19 protein-coding genes are annotated in these 19,665 nt (G+C 49.3%); 12 read left to right on the top strand and 7 right to left on the bottom strand.

The genetic code is table 11. The features are described from left to right. The first annotated feature begins 27 nt into the window (after positions 1-27). Entirely contained in the window at positions 28-597 is a 570-nt protein-coding gene (locus QXT17_RS08140; RefSeq protein ID WP_020962074.1) for a stage II sporulation protein M, read from the top strand. A gap of 61 nt (positions 598-658) precedes the next feature. Next, on the top strand, positions 659-2,020 hold the full coding sequence (locus QXT17_RS08135; RefSeq protein ID WP_342783359.1) for a glycerate kinase: 1,362 nt from the start codon (positions 659-661) through the stop codon (positions 2,018-2,020). Between the two features lie 53 nt (positions 2,021-2,073). Here the strand turns inward: QXT17_RS08135 and QXT17_RS08130 are convergent, their stop codons facing one another. The 3 genes from QXT17_RS08130 to QXT17_RS08120 form a co-directional block, all read right to left on the bottom strand. After that, positions 2,074-2,517, bottom strand: coding sequence for a hypothetical protein (locus QXT17_RS08130; protein WP_020962072.1), 444 nt, complete (start codon positions 2,515-2,517; stop codon positions 2,074-2,076). A 98-nt stretch (positions 2,518-2,615) separates the two neighbouring features. After that, on the bottom strand, positions 2,616-3,644 hold the full coding sequence (locus tag QXT17_RS08125; protein WP_020962071.1) for a glycosyltransferase family 2 protein: 1,029 nt from the start codon (positions 3,642-3,644) through the stop codon (positions 2,616-2,618). Positions 3,645-3,650: 6 nt separating this feature from the next. Continuing rightward, complete coding sequence (locus tag QXT17_RS08120) at positions 3,651-4,961, bottom strand: FAD-dependent oxidoreductase (protein ID WP_342783358.1); 1,311 nt, start codon at positions 4,959-4,961, stop codon at positions 3,651-3,653. A gap of 69 nt (positions 4,962-5,030) precedes the next feature. Here QXT17_RS08120 and QXT17_RS08115 point away from each other — a divergent pair, with 69 nt between their 5' ends. Then, positions 5,031-6,116: a lysylphosphatidylglycerol synthase transmembrane domain-containing protein gene (locus QXT17_RS08115; RefSeq protein ID WP_342783357.1), complete on the top strand. Its 1,086-nt coding sequence runs from the start codon at positions 5,031-5,033 to the stop codon at positions 6,114-6,116. Positions 6,117-6,122: 6 nt separating this feature from the next. Here QXT17_RS08115 and QXT17_RS08110 read toward each other — a convergent pair whose 3' ends face one another. After that, positions 6,123-6,473 (bottom strand): SWIM zinc finger family protein, encoded by a 351-nt coding sequence (locus QXT17_RS08110; RefSeq protein ID WP_342783356.1) that lies wholly within the window; start codon positions 6,471-6,473, stop codon positions 6,123-6,125. Positions 6,474-6,520: 47 nt separating this feature from the next. Between QXT17_RS08110 and QXT17_RS08105 the strand changes: the two genes are divergently transcribed. From QXT17_RS08105 to fbp, 6 genes are all read left to right on the top strand, one after another. Continuing rightward, on the top strand, positions 6,521-7,027 hold the full coding sequence (locus QXT17_RS08105; RefSeq protein WP_342783355.1) for a metallophosphoesterase: 507 nt from the start codon (positions 6,521-6,523) through the stop codon (positions 7,025-7,027). Positions 7,028-7,051: 24 nt separating this feature from the next. Beyond that, on the top strand, positions 7,052-7,912 hold the full coding sequence (locus tag QXT17_RS08100; RefSeq protein ID WP_342814495.1) for an inositol monophosphatase family protein: 861 nt from the start codon (positions 7,052-7,054) through the stop codon (positions 7,910-7,912). Between the two features lies 1 nt (position 7,913). Beyond that, the gene (locus QXT17_RS08095; protein ID WP_342814494.1) at positions 7,914-8,654 is read left to right on the top strand and encodes a TatD family hydrolase; all 741 of its coding nucleotides are present in this window, start codon (positions 7,914-7,916) and stop codon (positions 8,652-8,654) included. Between the two features lie 199 nt (positions 8,655-8,853). Next, a complete protein-coding gene (locus QXT17_RS08090; protein WP_020962064.1) occupies positions 8,854-9,624 on the top strand; it encodes a PAC2 family protein in 771 nt (256 codons plus the stop codon). A 73-nt stretch (positions 9,625-9,697) separates the two neighbouring features. Beyond that, entirely contained in the window at positions 9,698-12,370 is a 2,673-nt protein-coding gene (locus tag QXT17_RS08085) for a cation-translocating P-type ATPase (protein WP_020962063.1), read from the top strand. Between the two features lie 148 nt (positions 12,371-12,518). After that, the gene (gene fbp, locus QXT17_RS08080; RefSeq protein ID WP_342783454.1) at positions 12,519-13,625 is read left to right on the top strand and encodes a fructose-1,6-bisphosphate aldolase/phosphatase; all 1,107 of its coding nucleotides are present in this window, start codon (positions 12,519-12,521) and stop codon (positions 13,623-13,625) included. A 23-nt stretch (positions 13,626-13,648) separates the two neighbouring features. On the opposite strand, the gene QXT17_RS08075 is transcribed toward fbp, so the two are convergent. Further along, positions 13,649-14,926 carry a Clp1/GlmU family protein gene (locus QXT17_RS08075; protein ID WP_342783796.1) on the bottom strand — a complete coding sequence of 426 codons (1,278 nt, stop codon included), beginning with the start codon at positions 14,924-14,926 and terminating at the stop codon, positions 13,649-13,651. A 45-nt stretch (positions 14,927-14,971) separates the two neighbouring features. On the opposite strand from QXT17_RS08075, the gene QXT17_RS08070 reads away from it, so the two are divergent. Continuing rightward, positions 14,972-15,541 (top strand): ADP-ribose-binding protein, encoded by a 570-nt coding sequence (locus QXT17_RS08070; RefSeq protein ID WP_020962060.1) that lies wholly within the window; start codon positions 14,972-14,974, stop codon positions 15,539-15,541. Here QXT17_RS08070 and QXT17_RS08065 read toward each other — a convergent pair. Continuing rightward, on the bottom strand, positions 15,520-15,945 hold the full coding sequence (locus QXT17_RS08065) for a phosphate-starvation-inducible PsiE family protein (RefSeq protein ID WP_187147039.1): 426 nt from the start codon (positions 15,943-15,945) through the stop codon (positions 15,520-15,522). The two genes, QXT17_RS08070 and QXT17_RS08065, sit on opposite strands and share 22 nt — an antisense overlap. Before the next feature lie 74 nt (positions 15,946-16,019). Between QXT17_RS08065 and QXT17_RS08060 the strand changes: the two genes are divergently transcribed. Beyond that, positions 16,020-16,658, top strand: a complete 639-nt coding sequence (locus QXT17_RS08060) for a molybdenum cofactor guanylyltransferase (RefSeq protein ID WP_020962058.1) — start codon at positions 16,020-16,022, stop codon at positions 16,656-16,658. Between the two features lie 6 nt (positions 16,659-16,664). Here the strand turns inward: QXT17_RS08060 and QXT17_RS08055 are convergent, their stop codons facing one another. Then, a complete protein-coding gene (locus QXT17_RS08055; protein ID WP_020962057.1) occupies positions 16,665-17,684 on the bottom strand; it encodes a M42 family metallopeptidase in 1,020 nt (339 codons plus the stop codon). 116 nt (positions 17,685-17,800) lie between these two features. Between QXT17_RS08055 and QXT17_RS08050 the strand changes: the two genes are divergently transcribed. Then, on the top strand, positions 17,801-19,651 hold the full coding sequence (locus QXT17_RS08050; RefSeq protein ID WP_020962056.1) for an aldehyde ferredoxin oxidoreductase family protein: 1,851 nt from the start codon (positions 17,801-17,803) through the stop codon (positions 19,649-19,651). Positions 19,652-19,665 lie beyond the last annotated feature (14 nt).

The following is a 19,665-nucleotide window of genomic DNA, read 5'->3' as shown; positions in this document are numbered from 1 at the left end:
CTGTCTAAATAGAAACAGGTAGCGTATATGAGGTACTGGAAGGCATTCTCTATCATGGCCCTCGGCTTCCTGCTCGGGCTCATAGCAGGACTACTTATACCCCCATCCCTCACCCAGTTAATACTTGACTATATGCGGGACGTTTTAAGGCGTAGCGGGCTCAACATTTCCTTGTCCCCCTTGCTACTAATGATGCTGATCTTTACCAACAATCTACGCGTGTCCCTCCTAATCATTGTCTCTGGAATCCTCATAGCGGGGCCCCTCATCATACTATTCATCAATGGAGCAGTCGTCTCAGCGGCATATCTATATGCTTCCAGCAAAACATCCCCAATAACTGCCTTCCTCGCTATTTTCCCGCATGGCGTCGTAGAGATACCGGCAATAATAAACATCGCGGCCGCTTCGACGATTTTCTGGCTAAACCTCTGGAGAAAAATAATGAATAAAGCAGACATCGACATCAGCGGCGAGGTTATAACCCTATTGAAGCAACTCGCCTTGACGGCCGCGCTCCTATTTGTAGCAGCCATAATAGAAGCCTTCGTCACTCCAGTAATCGCAAACATACCCATCTACAATGGTCTTCCCTAGCCCGCGCAGTTTGGCAGGCCTCAGATTTAGTTTTTAAACATGTTTTCTGTCTATAATGCATATGAGTGAAGCGTCTGAGCACGCCCGGATGATAGCTGTCACACTGATTCTCGAGGGGATTTCTGCGGCTGACCCAGTAAAGGCGGTAAAGAATTTTCTCAAACTGGACGGCGACATCCTCGTTCTCGGGGACGGGACAAGGATACCTCTCAAGGGCAAGGTAATCGTCGTTGGAAGTGGGAAAGCGTCTGGCGGCATGGCCCTGGCGGTAGAAGAGATGCTGGGAAACAGGATTACTGGGGGAGTAGTCTCTATACCAGAGGAGCTCGTAGAAAAGTATTCTGGCTCGCTTTCAAGGGTAAAAGTAGTTGGCGCTACGCATCCAAGGGCATCTCAGAAAAGTGTCGAAGCTGGCCAAAGGATAGTTGAAAGTGTTAGGGGCTTAAGCGGCGAGGACGTAGTTATCGCGCTTTTCTCGGGGGGAGGAAGCGCCCTAGCAGAGTTGCCAGTAGAGGGTGTAGGCATAGACGAGATAGGGGAACTCAGCATCAAGCTAATGAAGGCAGGAGCAAACATAGTCGAGCTCAACACGGTCAGGAAACACCTTTCAAGGCTTAAGGGCGGCTGGCTCGCCAAGCATGCCTACCCAGCCACACTTGTAGCCCTCATGATAAGCGACGTCGTCGGCGACAGGATGGACATAATTGCCTCTGGCCCAACAGTCCCAGACCCCACGACCTACCACGACGCGGTCAACATAGTGAAAAAGTACGGCCTATGGGAAGAGGCCCCCCAATCAATCAAGAAGATCCTGGAAGACGGCATAGCAGGCAAAATTCCAGAAACACCCAAGCCGGGAGACCCAGTATTCGAAAAAGTAAATAACAGGATAATCGCAAGCAACATAATTTCACTCAACGCGATGGCCAGCAAGGCACGGGAAATGGGCTACAACACAGTCATCCTCACCTCGATGCTCGAGGGAGAAGCCAGAGAAGCCGGAAAAATACTCGCGGCCATAGCAAAAGAAGTCCTCAAAACCGGGAACCCAGTCCCCCCACCAGCAGTCATACTCGCCGGGGGAGAAACCACCGTAACCGTCAGGGGCCGGGGCACAGGCGGGAGAAACCAAGAGCTAGCCCTCTCAGCCGCGATAGCCCTGAAGGGAGAACAAAGGATAGCAATAGCCTCGGCCGGCAGCGATGGCCGGGACGGGCCCACAGACGTCGCGGGAGCAGTAGTGGACGGCTACACCTATGAAAAAGCACAAAAACTCGGCCTCTCGCCAGAGACATACCTAGAAAACAATGACAGCTACACCTTCTTCCAGAAAGCCGGAGGACACATAAAGACAGGCTATACTGGCACAAATATAAACGACCTAGTAGTAATCGTCGTCGAAAAGGAAAACCCATGGGAATAGAAATATCCAAGGTAAAAATAAAGCTAAAATGTTGAGTCTTTTTTCTTTGCTCTTTAATAGTACCTACGGGATCTTTGGTAAGAGCCGCGTCCTCTCCTTCTAGAGGAAAAGTCTTCTTCGAACTCTTTCTCTGAAATGTTGTTTTCCTGGTTTACTTCTTCGATTTTGTTTTCTGCGGCCTTTATGGATCCAAATCTTCCGAGGCCGAGCCTGAGCTTTCCCTGGTAGAGTGAAACGTAGCCGTTGACAAGTGAGACTGTGTCTCCAACTACGCTTTTGAACTGGTCTATCTGGTCGTCCCAGGCGGTGAGGACTGCTACGCCTGTCTCGTCTCCTACGAGGACGTCTGCTACTCTGTGAGAGGTGCCGTCCCTCCTAGAGGTTATTTCTTTTTCTTCTCCAACGTCTAGTACTTTAAAGGTTACAGAGAATTTGCGTGTGTTTGGAGTTATATCTGCTATTTTTACTTCTTTTGTCTCTATATTCGAGTTATACATTTTCTTTTCGCTCGTGGGTTCACCACGTCAAGCACTTAGCGTAGACCGGTGCTTATAAATGTGTTGTTGCAAGGGAAGTTTTCCCACAAAGCCTCAGACTACTTTTTTGTTTTGAGTGCGCGTATAAGGAGGGCCCTACTCATCGTTATTGCCCCGAAGAGGTTTCGCTGCATGAAACCCTTTTGCAAGAAAGCCCTGTCTGGGACCCTTCTCAGCATGTAAACTCTTCTTCTCTTAGCAATGTTTCTCGGGAGGCTCGTCAGTACTCTCCAGGCCGCAAGCATGTAGGCTGCGGACTCTTTCCTGCCAGACAACGCGAGCACAACTGACGACAAGTACCCCAGGTAGAGTGTTACAAGGAATGTTGGCAACATGTTTTCTGGCTCCATGTTTTTTACCACGTTTTGTATCCTGTTCCGGTAGCCGAAGTACAGCTTGTCAAACCGTAGCCTGCTCGAGATCTTGTCTTCGTGGTGGACGACCGCCCGCGGCTCTAGGACAGTATTGTAGCCGGCGAGCCTCACACGCCAAGTATAGTCGGTGTCGTCGTCATATATGAAGTAGCTACTGTCGAAGCCCCCAAGCCTGAAGTATAGTTCGCGTGGGGTTAGCAGGGCCGCTGAGGAAGCCACGAAGAGGGCTATTGGCTGTCTAAAGATCTGCTCGTCGAAGCCGTATGTGGAGACCCAAGTCGCCGTCAAGTCTATTGCGAGGCCCGCGTGGTCCATTCTGCCCTGGTTGCTCTGGGACACGACTTTTGCCTGTACACAGCCAACGTTGGGCAGTTCTTCGGCTGTCTTTACCAAGTGTTTCAGCCAGTCTTTTTCTACTTCGACGTCGTTGTCGAGGAAGACTAGGTACTTGCTCTGGGGCGAGCTAGCCATCGCGCCAATGTTGTGTGAGCCGGCGGCCCCTATGTCCCTGTCGAAATGTATAATTTTGACCCTGTCTGTGGGCCCTATTTCTTCCCGTATCTTTTCCTCAATGTTCTCTGTTAGAGAGTCGACGACTATAACCTCGTAGTCCGGGTAGTCGGTCTGGAGCACGCTCCTTAGACACTTCACTAGGGAAGCGGTGCCCTTAAAGTTGACTATTATTATGCTTACTTTTGGATAGTTCTCAGGCACACTTCCTCACCTCAGGGCGCGTGCAGCCTCGAAGGAGCTGAAGACCACGTCGTCCATGTTTAGGTAGCTCCACAGCCCAAACCTTCCGATGGTAATTATTCCCACGTCTCGTAGCTCCCGCCTTGCACGTTTAACGTTCTTAGAATAGTTCCTGTCGTAGACAACGTAGCCATACTTCCAGAACCACGCCTTGGCAACCTCTACCCTGTCCCCCCTTATCAGGCCCACAGCCTCTAGGCCCTCGATTGTTTTCTGCACCGATTTTTCGGGGTCGAGCCTCTCGCTGGGTGGAACAGTTATTTCTGCAATAATGTTTGCGCCGTTACGGGGCGCCATGAATGGGCTATAGTTGCTTAGGAACGCTATCCTGTGAAAAATTGTCTCCTCGTCTGGGAAATATACCCAGTGGTAGCGTGGAAGCCTCGTGTCCCGGAGGCCTATGCCGACGACTATGAGGGAATTGTAGTCGAGGTGTGGGAAGCCCCTTAGCCCAGCTATCCTCGCCACCTCGGGGAGTGGCAGGCTTGAAACCACCCGGTCGTATTGCAGGGTCTCGCCGTTGCTCAGCACTATAGTCTTGGCTCTAGGGTCTATGGCGTCTACTCTTTGCCCGAGCCTTAACTCGACATTACCGTTTTTTCTCAGCCTTGACTCAAACGCATTGACGAGTTCCTGTATTCCTCCCACGCGTGGATAGACAAAGTTGAGCTGGTGAAGGTAGCCCTCCGTGTTTATGCCTACGGCTGTCTTCAAGAGGTCGTCGAGCGGGGGGTTTGGAACACGGTTGCCGACCCATTCAAGCGAGATTTGTTTTAGGTCGCGTTTCCATAGTTTGCGGTTGTAGGGTATAAGATAGCTGTCGGCAATCGTCTCCCCAAAGGTTGCGTATATCCACTCCTCGAAGTTCGAGACATTTTCTGATTCGCCACATCTATGCTTGACGTACTTGTTTAGTAAGTCTCGCAGAGCCCTATAGCGGAAATCTGGGGAAAGCATGTATAGCCCGTTCTCGAAAGGATACTTTACATACTTCCCATCAAAGTATACCCGGGCATCCCTCCTATGCCTCACAACGTTGTTACCAAGCAACCCCAAAAAGAACCTCATCCTCCGCTGGTCACGCGAAAAAAGTATATGTGAGCCCCCAGCGTCGAAAACATATCCATCGATGTTTTCGCTCCTAAGAAGGCCCCCCAGCCTTTCCTCCTTTTCTACCAGTGTAACGCTAAAGCCGCGTCTCGACGCCTCGTAGGCAAAAGCGGTTCCCGCCAGTCCACCTCCGAGTACAGCTATCTTCACGTCAAATGCTATCTTCATGGTTAGTAATATTTTTTTAGACCCACACGGTAACCTAAGTAAGGTAAATATTCCCGAAGTGACCCTGCTATGCCCATAGCAAAGAAGAGGCTTGTACTCGTCCTGGAGCTCCTAATCGTTCTAGCCATCTTTGCATATACACTGTACAATTTCAACGTCGAAAACTTCCTAGAAGCCCTCTCAAACATTGAGCCACTAGACCTGTTGCCCATCCTTGTCTTTGAGGCGACCTACTACCTTGCACACGCCGCGGCCTTCTGGTTGCTCTGCAAGAAAAGCTTCAATCTTTCCTTCTGGGACGCGCTCGGCGGCTCGATGCTTGCATGGCTCGTAGACATATTGTTGCCCGGGGCCTTCATAGAGGGTGACGTCGCGAGGGCTATATTTCTAAGGACAAAAGGGGACTGGCCGAGAGCAGTCAGCTATACGGTCTTCTATAGGTTCCTCATAAACATAACAATGGTTATCTTCATTGTCTTCACGTCTCTCTTGGCCATAAACCTCCTTAAATTCTATGAGCAATACTTTCTCCTATACATGGGCATCGTGGTAGCGACCCTCCTTGCGTCTGCACTGCTATACCTCTTTCTCTGGAAGCCTCAAATAATAAAGAAGGCTGTTTTAGGCATAGCTGTAAGGCTGAAGGCAAAGTCTCTAGACAAATTCGAGAAAGACCTAGACACCTTTCTAGCATACGTGGCGCAGTCTTCTCGAGACTTTAATCCTAGGAACATCTACCTATGGGGCGCAATAATATTCCTCCTTGTCCAGTGGGTAGCGGGCATAATGACTCCCTACTTTTCTCTCAAGGCCATCGGTGTAGAGGTTAACCCGTTTCTCATAGGTCCAGGATACACGATACTCACAATATATTCGCTTGCGTCCATAGGCATCCCATTCATGGTTGGAAGCATAGACGCGGCGCTCATAACCCTCTATATTCTACTTGGCGTCCCCAAGGAAAAGGCCCTAGTGGCAACACTATTAGGCAGGAGCATAACAATAATCTTCTCGATCTCCTTTATCTACCCAATAGGAATACACTTCGCGAGGAAAGTCTTCAGCTCTACGAGCTTCTCCTCGATAAAGGAAACAATCGACAAGGCAATAAAAGAATATGGTTTTTCCTATGGCTCCCAGGGCCGCGACAAATAAGGAAAACTATTTCCTGTAGAGTTGCCTCAGTTCTCTGCTTATCCTCTCCCTTATCCTTTCGTCTAGAAACGCGTCTGCGTCCTTCAGCTCGCTAAGCGTAACAACTGCTATGACATGAGAGCATATACCCTTTTCCTGGAACCCTTTACATGTACAAATGAATTTGCCGTTCTCGTATCTAACCAGGTGCTTGCTGTTTTTCCCGATAACGTAGTAGAGATAGGGGCTAATCTTGACAACTCTGCCCTCGCTTAGTAGCCAAGCCGCCTTGTTTATCATCTTGGTAGTTACACTGCTAGCTTGGCCGCCACCCCCGCTCTCAACATGATGAACCTGATTAGTGTTATTGCTGGTCATTACGGAAAGATTAAAACACTTCAAGTATTAATATCTTGGTGTCGAACGTGAAGAGAATAGCAGTTGTGTCGGATTCCCACGACAATCTAGAGGCGATAAGCCTCTTCATCGAGCATGTAAAAAAGGAAAACATTGAAGCCATAATACATGCAGGAGACATCGTATCCCCATTTGCCCTACGAATGTTTAAGGGCCTGAAGCTCTACGCAGTTTTCGGGAACAACGACGGCGAGAAACTGCTTCTAAAAAAGGCGGCAGACGAGCTAGGAATAACACTGGAGGAGCAGCCCCTCTTCGTAACGATTGAGCCCTACAGCATAGCCGTAATCCACGGCGTCGGTAGCCTAGAAAAAACACAGAAATTTGCGAAGGCACTGGCCAAGAGCGGGGACTTTAGACTCGTAGTGTATGGCCACACCCATCAGATAGACGTCCAACAAGTAGGCGAAGCCCTTGTCTTGAACCCGGGCACCCTGTCCGGATACCTGGCAGGAAAACGAACATACGCAATAGTAGACCTCGACACTGTCCAGGCAGACATAGTTGAACTCTAGCCCCCACAGGAGAGATGAAGCTTCATGGACGACGCAGAGGTACTCGAGACAATTAGGACAGCCACAAAAAGGGCAGCAGCCGAGGCCCTCAAAGTACTAGAAGAGGGAACTGGGGCCAAAGAACAGGGCAGGGGGAGCGGCGGAGATATCTCACTTCTCGGAGACCTAGTAGCCGAACAGACGGCGATTAGCTACCTCCAGGAAAAAATTGGAAGCTTTAGGGTAGTTTCAGAGGAAATTGGGGAAAAAACCTTTGGGGACGGAGGAAGCTACACTTTTATTATAGACCCACTTGACGGGAGCAGAAATTACAAGCGCGGAGCCCCCTTATTTGCCGTTTCCATCGCTGCTGCAAGGGGAAAGACCCTCGAAAACGTTTTTGGCGGCGTTGTATATGCCCCTCTCCTAAACCTGGAATTCTACGCCCTGAAGGATAGAGGAGCCTACCTAAACGGCAAAAAGATTGAAGCAAAAACCAGTAGTGACGGCCTCGAAAGCAAAGTAATAGCTGTCAGTTCTCCTCCCAAGGCAAGCTTTCTCCCATCAATCTTCGTGTCGAGGCTTGCGACACACGGTGTAGCTCTAAGGATGCTAGGCTCAGCCAGCCTAGAGCTCGCGATGCTCGCCTCTGGAAGCATAGACGCATACATAGATGCATGGGGAACAATGAGAATCGTAGACATAGCGGCCGCCCAACTCATAGCACGGGAAGCTGGAGCATATACACTCATAGGGGGCAAAGACGGGAACCCACCCCTTCTATCTCTCAAAGAGAGAGTCTACATCCTTGTTGCCGCAAGTAGAGACCTAGCCGAGAGTCTTGCGTCCCTCTATAGGGAAAGTTTCGGCTATGACATCCATGATGTTTTCAAGGTGATGAGATAAAGTGAGGATAATAGATGCACATGTACACCTCTCAGACTTCAAAAGAGAGGAAATAGAAGACTTCATCCACGAAGGATACATCCTAGTAGCAGTGGCAGAGGACTACGAATCTTCTCTTAGAACACTCGAACTAAGAGACCTCTTCCCAGAAAATATTAAGGCATGCGTAGGCCTTCATCCATGGAAGACAAGAGAACAACTGAACCTCGAAGCCGAACTAGAAAAAGTCCTCGACCTGGTTAGGGACTCCGACTGCATAGGAGAAGTGGGACTAGACAAGAAGTTCGTGCCAGAAAACACACTACAGGACCAGCTACGAATCTTCAACCAATTCGTCGACGCGGCCACCAAGTCTGGCAAGCCTCTCAACATTCACTCCGCGGGGGCGTGGGGAGAAGTCCTAGACGTTCTACGCGAGAAAAAAGCAGAGAGAGTCGTGTTGCACTGGTGGACGGGGCCAATCAATCTCCTAAAAGAAATCATCCAGTCAGGCTACTACGTGACAATCAATGCCTCGATCAAGATCCAGGAAAAATCCAGAAAGATAGCAGAAGAACTGCCGCTAAACCTCATTTTGACAGAGAGTGACGGGCCATACAACTATAGGGGCCTCTACCTAAACCCCAAACTCGTGCCGGAAACACTGCAAATACTCTCGCAAATAAAGAATGTGCCAGTCCAAGACATAAAGAACAAGGTATGGCAAAACTTCTTAAACCTATTTAACGCTAATAAAGCCTAGATGATGAGTACTCTCGGCGACGAGCCCCCGCCGTGAAGACAACTTACCCGTCTGACTTTTCAGCCGGTTTGGTACACATCACTAGTCAGCTTCGCAAGCGGTCATCACTGTCTCAAATTACACACATGTGTTTAAAAACAGTTTCCCCGATAGTCGCAGTCTTTTTATTTTAGACATCTATAAAACCACTCAGGTACAAATGAAGATCCAAAAACTCGACGGATACACGCTTATAACATACAAGGACATCAAGCTCAGAGACGGCGTCCTAGTCCAGGGACTACCAGGCATAGGGCTCGTCGGCAAAATAGCCGTTGACTACATCGTCTCAAGACTCGACCTAGAAAAAGTAGCCGAACTCATAGGGCCCGGGATCCTCTTGCCGGCCGGCAACGTCGGCGTCTTCGTGACAAACCAGGGAGAACTCCAGCTACCCTCCTACAAGTTCTACTACTACAGCGGCACAGAGCGGGACTTCCTCTTCTTGACAAGCGAGGTACAGCCCACCGTATGGGCCCAGTATGAGGTAGCAGAAAAAGTCCTCGATCTCTTCGTATCCCTCGGTGGAAGGGAAGTAGTCGGCCTATGCGGGACAGCAATAGAAGAAGCAGAGACAGGCGTATACTACGCGTTGGCCACCCAAAGACTAGGAGAAAAACTTGAATCCATCGGCGCAAAGAGGAGCAGTGGAGGAACAATCACAGGCGCATGCGGCCTCCTACCAGCACTAGCCTCCCTAAGGGGACTAGACGCCTTCGTCCTCATGGGTAGCACACAGACCTCCGAGCCAAACTTCGCCGCCGCCAAAGAGGTAATAATCGCCTTCTCCAAGCTCTACGGCATATCAATAAGCCTAGAAGAAATAGAAAAGGTCATCAACCAGATAAGGGAAAAAGAGGAAGAGGCCAAAAAAATACTAGAAGAGGCCAAACCCAAAGAAGGCGAACAGCTACCAAGCTGGTACGTCTAGCCTAGACTATTGTTACTTCTCTAAAATATGTTAACTTTAAATCGTGCCTTTTCAACAGTGCTATGTGCAGACCATGAGCCATAAACAGCCTCCCTGGCACGCCCTCGACATAGACGAAGTCTTCCAGACGCTAGAGAGCTCCCCAGGGGGTTTAACAAGCGTAGAGGCAGGGGAACGTCTCAGAACATATGGATACAATGTTGTCGTGGAGGAAAAGAGGACTCACCCCTTGATAATCTTCTTGAACCAGTTTAAAAATCCCCTTGTGTTACTCTTGATCTTCGCTTCTATCCTCTCATTCTCTATAGGCGAAGCCTTCGACTCAATCATAATAATAGTCTTAGTGATCCTAAGCGCTATCATCGGTTTCTACCAAGAATACCGTGCTGAACGCGCGCTAGAAGCCATAAAGAAGATGGCATCCCCAAGAGCACTCGTTCTACGCGACGGAAAACCAGTAATGATTGACGCAAGCGAAGTTGTCCCCGGAGACGTCCTCATCCTACAGAGCGGGGACAAAGTAGCGGCAGATGCAAGGATATTTGAGACCGTGAGCCTCAGGATGGACGAGTCTCCCCTCACAGGAGAATCAACCCCTGTCGAAAAATCCACAGAGAAGCTTCCAGAGGACACAGAAGTCGCGGACAGGGTAAACATGGCCTTCGCCGGCACAGTAGTGGTCTACGGCAAGGGGAAAGCCGTCGTAGTAGCCACGGGCAAAAACACCGTGCTAGGGAAAATCGCGTCGGCAATCGAGTCCGCCGAGGAGAAAACCACGCCACTTGAAAAGGAGCTCTCTGGTCTAAGCAGGTGGCTCCTAGTCCTAATGATCGGCGTAGCTTTCGTCGTCTCTCTGACAGGCTTCTTCATAAGGGGATACTCTGTACTAGACATAATCATCTGGACGATTAGCCTGGCCGTTGCCGCCGTCCCAGAGGCACTACCAGTCGTCGTGACGAGCTCATTGGCTATAGGCGTATATAAAATGGCAAAGAGAAACGCGATAGTCAGGCGTCTCCCAGCAGTAGAAACCCTGGGCTCAACCACCTATATCTGCTCTGACAAGACGGGGACAATGACAAAGGGCGAGATGACCGTCACAAAGATATGGATGAGGGACACAATAATAGATGTTACAGGCACGGGCTATGCCCCCAAGGGAGAATTCAGAATAAACACACAAGTCATCGACCCGAAACAATACGAAGGCCTAAGACTATTGCTACTTGCTGGGCTAAACAACAACGACTCAGAGCTCCAAGAGATCAATGGTGAATGGATTGGCCAGGGAGACGGAACAGAAATAGCGCTAAAGACGCTTGCATACAAAGCCGGAGTAAAGGAGGTTATGCCAAGGCTAAGCGAGGTCCCATTCTCGTCCGAGAGAAAAAGAATGTCTACTCTCCACATCCTTAACGGGAAAAAGATTCTCTTTGTGAAGGGGGCCCCAGACATAATAGTCGCTCTTTCTACACAAATAGCTACTATAAATGGAGAAGTACAACCACTAACAGAGGAAACCAAGAGGGAAATACTCAAAGCAAACGATGAACTAGCCTCCCAGGGGCTGAGAAACCTGGCCTTAGCATACAGGTATTTGGAGGGCGACGAAGAGGAAATAGGGGAAGACGCCGAGAAGAACCTGGTCTTCCTAGGCATAGTATCAATGATAGACCCCCCCAGGCCAGAAGTCAAGGAGGCCCTGGAAACCTGCAAGCAGGCAGGAATAAACGTTGCCATGATCACTGGGGACCACCTACTAACAGCGGTAGCTGTAGCACGGCAACTAGGCATGATGAATAAAGAAGACATAGCGATTACCGGCAGAGACCTAGAAAAAATGAGCGACGAGGAGCTCTACAGCAAGGTGGAAAAAATAAGGGTCTACGCACGCGTATCGCCAGAACACAAGCTCCGCATAGTAAACGCCCTAAAGAAGAGGGGGCACATCGTCGCAATGACAGGCGACGGAGTCAACGATGCTCCAGCCCTGAAAGCCGCAGACATAGGTATAGCAATGGGCAAAACAGGGACAGAAGTAGCCAAAGAAGCTTCAGACCTCATCCTAGCAGACGACAACTTTGCCACAATAGTTGAAGCAATAAAGCTCGGCAGAGAAATATTCGAGAACATCAAGAAGTTCATAGTCTACCTCCTCTCGGCAAACTTCGCAGAGCTACTCCTACCACTCTCTACCGCAGTTCTCGGGCTACCCCTCCCGTTCACAGCCACACAGATCCTCTGGGTAAACCTCGTAACCGACGGTCCTCCTGCACTCGCCCTGAGCCTGGAAAAGGGAGAAAAAGACCTAATCTTCAGGCCCCCGAGAAAGCCAGGAGAGCCACTATTTTCCAAGAAAGAGATAATAGTCTACTTTGTAGTGGTGCCCGTCCTCTTAACTCTCCTACTAACAGGAAGCTTCCACATATTGCTGGCCAGGGGCGAGCCAGAAATCGAGGCCAGAACAACCGTGTTCACCTCGCTTATAATCACAGAGCTTGTCATGGCCTATGCACTACGCTCGTTGCATAAGCCATCCCTAAAACTAAACCCGCTAGACAACAAATGGCTAGCACTGATACTCATCTTATCTCTACTCCTACAGCTTGCAGTCCTATCAATACCTCAACTTGCAAACCTACTCGGCATATCCCCGATTACGGCCTACGATCTGGCACATGCAGCGATAGTGGCTGTGACCATGTTCATATCGGTAGAGATAGCTAAGAAGTTCCTCAACCACTAGCACTGTGTTTCAGCTCTTTTAGCCAACTATTTTATTTTGTAAAGAAAGATTTTAAAAAAGTATTAATAAATTTTATCAGCAAAACATAATTAAGCTTGTTAACATATTAATTTATAAGTTGATATTAATAATGAGACATGAATAATACATGAGAATAACAACCAGCTTAATAAAGGCCGATATTGGCGGAGTAGCTGGGCACGTTGTTGTTCATCCAAAGCTCGAGGAGCTAGCTAGGAAAAAGCTTCAGGAGGCTAAAGAAACAGGACTCATAATAGACTTCTATGTATATCATGCGGGGGACGACCTTCAGCTCTTCATGACACATACACGTGGCGTGAACAACCCAGAGATACATAAATTGGCGTGGGACATATTTGTCGAGGCAACCGAAAAGATAAGCAAGCCATTAAAACTGTACGGAGCCGGCCAAGACCTGCTCAAGGAGGCGTTCTCGGGAAACGTGAGGGGTATGGGTCCAGGAGTCGCAGAGATGGAGTTCGAGGAGAGGAAAAGCGAGCCTGTTCTCGTGTTCTCCGCAGACAAGACAGAGCCAGGCGCTTGGAACTTTATCCTCTACAAGGTCTACGCTGACCCATTTAATACCGCGGGTCTCGTGATTGACCCCTCGATGCATGCGGGCTTCATCTTTGAGGTATACGACGTGTACGAGCACAAAGGTGTAAAGATCTCGACGCCGGAAGAGAGCTACGACCTATTGGCGCTCATAGGTACTACTGGCCGCTACATTGTGAAGCGTGTTTACAGGAAGAGTGACGGCGAGATAGCTGCCGTCTCCTCAGCTACACGTCTAAACCTTATTGCTGGCCGCTACGTGGGCAAGGACGACCCGGTCCTGATTGTGAGAGCCCAGCACGGCTTCCCAGCAACGGGAGAAGTGCTAGAAGCCTTTGCCTTTCCACACCTGGTCGCGGGGTGGATGCGTGGCTCACACACGGGGCCGCTGATGCCGGTTGCCCTAAAAGACGCCAAGTGTACACGCTTTGACGGGCCTCCAAGGGTTGTCGGGCTCGGCTTCAGCTTGCATGACGGCCACTTAGAGGGCCCAGTAGACCTCTTTGACGACCCGGCGTTTGACGAGACGCGGAAACAGGCACAGATAATAGCTGACTATATGAGGCGGCATGGGCCTTTCATGCCCCACAGGCTTGGACCAGAAGAAATGGAATACACGACTCTGCCTGTTGTCCTGGAGAAGTTGAAGAACAGGTTTGTCCCGGTAGAGGCAGAATAAATCTTTGGAGGGGACGTGGCTCCCTAAAAAATACTGTTTTTTTCTATTATTGTTTCCTCCTCGAAGGTCAACGGGTTCACCTTGACTAGTCCAAACATTATTGTGTCGTTTTCTCCTATGTCGACATTGGACAGTACCTCAAAGCTACGGGAAGACAGATCTACCCCAGATATTATCCCTATGCCTTTGAGCATTTTGCCGTCGCCGCTTATTCCGACGAGGGTATGCATGAACTCTGCTCCCGTCATTATTCTTACCCGCCTGTGTCCATACATGGCTTTTAGGAAGGAGGAAATCTCTTCTGGGACGCTTTTTTCAGAGAATATGCTTACATGGTCGTCTGACATCTCTGCATAGTGGACTCTGCTACCTAGAATGTACTCGAGCCTTGTGAGCTCGTTTTTTTCCAGCTCGTTCCCTGTGAAGGTCAAGGTGTAGAGGATTTTTCTACCCACGAAGCTCACTTTTGTTGTCTTTGCATTGGCCAGATACTTCCTGTACTGGTATTTCCGGTACTCTTTCCTGTCTACGCGGTCCCTAGCCTTTACAAGCTGTGGGGCGTCTATCCTGATGGTCTTCGTTACTTGGCCCAGTATCTTCTCCATCTGTATGCATTCGTTTGGTCTAGACACGATTAGGGCAACGTCTGGCTTTGCGACTAGGGCTTTGAAAAGCTTAAGCTCCCTGCCTTCGAGCTCTGTAACCCAGCCCGTCGTATCGATGATTATCCGGTCTGCCTTCAGCTCGTCCTCAGCCTTTTCGACTAGGAGCTTCACGCCTGCAACGTGCCTGTGTAGTAGGCCTGCTGGCGTTATGTTTCCCACGAAGAACCCATCTATGAAGTGTGCCTCAGAAAGCGTAAGCACTGGCTTCTCTATTATGCCGAGCCCAATAGTCGTGGGCGGGCCAATGCTTTTCTGACCTATATCCGCGTCGACTACTGCGACTTTTTCGCCTTTCTCGGCGAACTTGTTTGCGAGGAAAGTAGCCACGGAAGTTTTCCCTGAGTCTAGTCCGCCAACTATCATTATCTTCTTGGCGTCTTTTTCGAGAATACGGAAGACTTCCTCACGCGAAGGCGGGACAGTGTCCCCCTTAACAAAGGATACTCTGCCAGTATACAGGTCTATCTCTGAATCCTTCAATGCGTAGAGTGGAACAGCTCTTAGCGGCTCCACGGTGTATTCGCGGTCCGCCTCAAGTATTGATCCATAGGCTCTAAGCTCTCCGCCTAGAACCCTAAAAGAAGACTCGCCCTCAACTATGAGCGTGTAGCCCTCAGGAATAGTAATCTTCGGCATTGGTTCTCCAATAACCTTTTTATCTCCAGTGAAATATTTTTTGTCGTGGTTCAAACCCGTTTTAAGATAGGAAATGTTACTGTGAGGCTTATCCAAGGAGACATCACCGAGCAAGACGTAGATGTCATTGTCAATGCGGCTAACAGCTATCTCAAGCACGGGGGCGGAGTCGCGTTAGCCATAGTCCGCAAGGGTGGAGAAATAATACAGAAAGAGAGCGATGAATGGGTGAAAAGGAACGGCCCTGTCCCAGAAGGCGAAGTAGCCGTGACCACTGCTGGGAAACTCAAGGCCAAATACGTTGTCCACGCGGTTGGCCCTAAGTTTGGCGACCCCGAGGGCGACGTCAAGCTCAGAAATGCTATACGCAACTCTATCCTCAAGGCCGAGGAGCTGGGACAATCGAGCATAGCCCTTCCAGCAATATCTACTGGCATCTATGGATACCCCTACGAGCGATGTGCACAAATAATGGCCGACATAGTCAAGGAGCTTTCGCCAAGCCTAAATAACTTGAAAGAGATAAGAGTTGTCTTGTGGGGGCAAGAAGCATTCGAGACGTTTAGAAGGATTTTCCACGAGAAGCTGTCGGGCTATACCTCGTCCTGTGACTGAATCCCTACCTGCCTTCTTCCAATTAGCCAAGCTACAAAAAGGGCCCCGAAAACAACTACATAGATGAGAAGCCTTGTTTCAGACACATCGCGGAGCTCCATGGTTATAATTTCCCTCACGATGAAAATGAGGGCGGCTTCTATGACGATGATCACGGAGATGTGTTTTTCCTGTATACCCGTTATCAGGGTGCGCATAAGGTCAATTGACACGATCATTAAGAGTGCCTCGTCTAGAAAGGTGACGAAGTGTTGGCGCTGAAAGGTAGATGTAACAGCAAGGTCGACGGCTTCTCCTGCAAGCTTGAAGAGGGACAGTAGAACGCTGACACCAAGCAAGATTGCTATTGCGAGTTCCAGGATAGATATGAAGTAATGGGAAATCCGCGCTATGCTATGACTCATAAGCACTAGCTTGCTCTTAAAAATATATGTTTTTTCCATAACCAATCATTACAAAACAAAAGTGGTGCACAGGGTTGCTTGAGGTAGCGATACTTGCGGGCGGCGAGGGAAAAAGACTGGGAAACAGCTACAAGCCACTACTACGCATATGTGGAAAACCAATACTCATGAACATGATAGAAAAACTCGAAAAACTAGAGCCAAGCATAATAATTGTTGTCCATACAGAGGAACAAGAAAACATGCTTAAAGTGGAGCTCGAAGCCCTGAAGCAAAGGACAAACATTAGAATAATAAGAGACGCGATAAACAGCCAAGCATCCCTTATAGGCCTCTATACTGCACTTACCAGTTCAACGGGTGACGCGGTCATAGTTATTCCCAGCGACACGCCTTTCCTTGAAGCCTCCTCGCTCCTTAGGCTTAGAGCAAAACTCCAGGATTTCGACGCGGCGATACCTATCTGGCCTAGCGGCTATATAGAGCCACTCATAGCAATATACAGGGTCGCACCAGCACTAGAAGCAGTAAAAGAATCATTGTCCAAGAACATGCTACAAATATCCAGCACTCTGAAAAGGCTGAGAATAAACTATGTCCCAGTAGACCAGGTATTCTCGAGACCAGAAATAGAGACATTCAATATCAACACGTATGAGGACATGGAAAGGGCAGAAAAAATCTGCAGAGAAAAATATGCCATCAATGAGTGACCCACGTCACGGGAACGGGTCTTCTATCAATAGTTGCAAAAGCTTAGTCGTGTTTTCGATGTCCCTCTTGCTGGCTAGAGACGCTGGCGAGTGGATATACCTGACTGGTACGGAGACTGCAGAGACAGTCGCACCGTGAACCAGGAAGCTTCCGGCATCGGTCCCGCTGTATGGAGATATCTGTAGCTGGTACGGCAAAGAGTTCTGCTCCGCGAGCGTCCTGATATGACGGAAGAACTCTACACCAGCAACCATACTCCTATCCATAATTCTGATAGCTGGGCCAGCACCCAGCCTAGTAACGTATTTTTCGGGCGGCACGCCTGGCACGTCGTTTGCAAGAGTACCTTCAACAGCAACAGCATAGTTGGGCTCAAGTTCTTTTGCAAGGACAGATGCCCCCCTCAGCCCCAGCTCCTCCTGGACCGTGAAGGCTACAATGACGCTGCCCCTTCTAGGCTTGGCCCCCTCTTCCAGTGCCTTTAGCAACGCGTAGCATCCAACCCTGTCGTCTAGGGCCTTGCTTATTATGATGTCTCCGAGGTCTCTAAAGTTTCCCTGGAAACTTATAGGTGTCCCTACCTCGACGCCCCTTTCTTCTGCCTCCTTCCTCGTGGAAACACCTATATCAACATATAGGTCATCAATTGAGAGCTCCTTCGAGGGCCCCGTCCTTAGATGCGGAGGAGTACTCCCTATCACGCCCTCTACGGTGCCCCTCGCTGTTAACACTTCCACGACCTGTCCCGGAAGCCCCTCTGGAGTAACCCCGCCTAGAGGCGTGACCCTAAGGAAACCATTATCTGTAATAAAAGACGTCAAAAGTCCAACCTCGTCCATGTGTGCCGCAAGCAGAAGGCTTGGCCTTTCCTCGCCCAACACGACGTACACGTTTCCAATATTATCTGTAACAGGCTCATAGCCGAGCTCGGTGAGCCTCTCGGCGATGATTTCCCGAACGTTCTTCTCGAAGCCCGAAGGTGCAAGAGCATTGGCTAAACTTGAAAGCAGGCCTGTGTCTATCACGCGGGTTTTTACATTTGGACAATTTTAAAATTTTCTAGGTAAAATTTTTGATATTCATGTTTAAAAATAACGGAGAATATAAATATTTCTAAGAAAAAAATAATACTTGACCAAAAATGAAAGCCGGCTACGTAAACAGGATTTTAACGGTAAACCTTTCTGACAATACCATTAAAGAGGAACCAATTGACCCACAAGTAGCAGAAAAATACATTGGCGGCAAGGGCTACGCCCTATACGTATTCTATCACAGATATCTCAAGGAGTACATGGCTAAGGGCATCTCTCCAAAGGACATTGACCCGCTAGGACCAGAAAACGTTCTAGCCTTTACAACGGGACCAATAACGGGCATAGCCGGAGTCCCATCTCCAGGCAGACACCACGTGATGGCTCTCAAGTCTCCACTCACAGGCTCTATTGCTAGTGCAAACTCTGGAGGAGAATTCGGCGCATACATGAAGTTTGCAGGCTACGACATGATCTTTATCGAGGGCGCCGCAGAGAAACCAGTCTATCTAGAAATAGTCAATGGACACGTAGAGATAAAAGACGCTTCTGACCTCTGGGGCAGAAACGTTTTCGACACTACACGTATACTGAAGAGCAGGGTCAAAGGCGAAAACGTCAGCGTTGCATGTATCGGGCCCGCAGGCGAAAACCTCGTTCTCTTTGCGAACATCATGAACGACGAGCACAGGGCAGCTGGCAGGACAGGAGTAGGCGCAATAATGGGAAGCAAGAAGTTAAAAGCAATAGTCGTCTCAGGAAACCAAAAACCACAAATCGCTAATCCAGAAGGGTTCCGCGAACTCTCAAAGAACCTAATAGAGAGGATCAGGAAGAACCCAGTTACCGGAGGAGGACTGCCAAAATACGGTACAGCCGTACTAGTAAACATTATCAACCAGGCGGGGATGCTCCCCTACAAGAACTGGCAATTCGGCTACAACCCAGAAGCCGACAAGATAAGCGGAGAGACACTTGAAAAGACATACCTAATAAAGAGGAGGCCATGCTGGGGCTGCCAGATAGGGTGCGGGAGAGTCGTGAAGGTTCCATTTGGACCGTACCAGATAATGTACAGCGAGGGACCAGAATACGAGTCCATCTGGGCGCTAGGCAATGATACAGGAGTAATGGATCTAGCCGCAGTCATCAAGGCAAACCACCTCTGCGACGAGCTAGGTCTCGACACAATCACTATGGGTAGCACCATTGCAACTGCGATGGAGCTGTACGAGAAGGGTTACATACCAGAGGAAGACCTGCAAGGCATGGACATGAAGTTTGGAAACGCCGCGGCAGTTGTTGAAGCTGTTTGGCGCACGGCCTACAAGGCAGGCTTCGGCGCAAAACTCGCCCTGGGAAGCAAGAGGCTAGCAGAAATGTACGGTGCACCAGAATTATCAATGAGCGTAAAGGGCCTCGAAATGCCAGCCTACGACCCAAGAGGCTCGAAAGGCATAGGGCTAAACTATGCAACCGCTAACAGGGGAGGATGCCACGTAACAGGCTACACAATCTCTCCCGAGATACTTGGACTACCGCAGAAGATCGACCCATTGACACCTGAAGGAAAAGCCCAGTGGGTCAAAATCTTCCAGGACCTTACAAGCGTCGTCAACTCAGCTGTAAACTGTCTCTTCACAACCTTCGAGATAGGGGCCAAAGACTATGCAGACCTCTTCAACACCATTGCAGGCTTTAACTTCACTGACAGCGATGTGTTGAAGATAGGTGAAAGGATCTATAACCTAGAAAGATACATAATGTCCCTCTACGGCTTTAGCGCCAAAGACGACACCTTGCCTCCAAGACTAACAAAGGAGCCAATGCCCGAGGGACCCGTCAAAGGCCAAGTGGTAGAGCTCGACAAGATGCTCGCGGAGTACTACAAGCTGAGAGGCTGGGTCGACGGAGTTCCAACAAAGGAGAAGCTCAAAGAGCTAGGCATAGAGCTCTAAAAAATTATTTTTCT

This window comes from Thermofilum sp., assembly GCF_038871435.1.
Classification (GTDB): Archaea; Thermoproteota; Thermoprotei; order Thermofilales; family Thermofilaceae; genus Thermofilum; species Thermofilum adornatum.
This window is presented reverse-complemented; position numbering and strand designations above follow the sequence as displayed.

Excerpts from the sequence above, each read along its gene's own strand:
- fbp (WP_342783454.1), top strand. The coding sequence starts at position 12,519 with ATGAGAATAACAACCAGCTTAATAAAGGCCGATATTGGCGGAGTAGCT.
- QXT17_RS08100 (WP_342814495.1), top strand. The coding sequence starts at position 7,052 with ATGGACGACGCAGAGGTACTCGAGACAATTAGGACAGCCACAAAAAGG.
- QXT17_RS08135 (WP_342783359.1), top strand. The coding sequence starts at position 659 with ATGAGTGAAGCGTCTGAGCACGCCCGGATGATAGCTGTCACACTGATT.
- QXT17_RS08065 (WP_187147039.1), bottom strand. The coding sequence starts at position 15,945 with ATGAGTCATAGCATAGCGCGGATTTCCCATTACTTCATATCTATCCTG.
- QXT17_RS08115 (WP_342783357.1), top strand. The coding sequence starts at position 5,031 with ATGCCCATAGCAAAGAAGAGGCTTGTACTCGTCCTGGAGCTCCTAATC.
- QXT17_RS08075 (WP_342783796.1), bottom strand. The coding sequence starts at position 14,926 with ATGCCGAAGATTACTATTCCTGAGGGCTACACGCTCATAGTTGAGGGC.
- QXT17_RS08090 (WP_020962064.1), top strand. The coding sequence starts at position 8,854 with ATGAAGATCCAAAAACTCGACGGATACACGCTTATAACATACAAGGAC.
- QXT17_RS08085 (WP_020962063.1), top strand. The coding sequence starts at position 9,698 with ATGAGCCATAAACAGCCTCCCTGGCACGCCCTCGACATAGACGAAGTC.
- QXT17_RS08120 (WP_342783358.1), bottom strand. The coding sequence starts at position 4,961 with ATGAAGATAGCATTTGACGTGAAGATAGCTGTACTCGGAGGTGGACTG.
- QXT17_RS08130 (WP_020962072.1), bottom strand. The coding sequence starts at position 2,517 with ATGTATAACTCGAATATAGAGACAAAAGAAGTAAAAATAGCAGATATA.
- QXT17_RS08110 (WP_342783356.1), bottom strand. The coding sequence starts at position 6,473 with ATGACCAGCAATAACACTAATCAGGTTCATCATGTTGAGAGCGGGGGT.
- QXT17_RS08140 (WP_020962074.1), top strand. The coding sequence starts at position 28 with ATGAGGTACTGGAAGGCATTCTCTATCATGGCCCTCGGCTTCCTGCTC.
- QXT17_RS08050 (WP_020962056.1), top strand. The coding sequence starts at position 17,801 with ATGAAAGCCGGCTACGTAAACAGGATTTTAACGGTAAACCTTTCTGAC.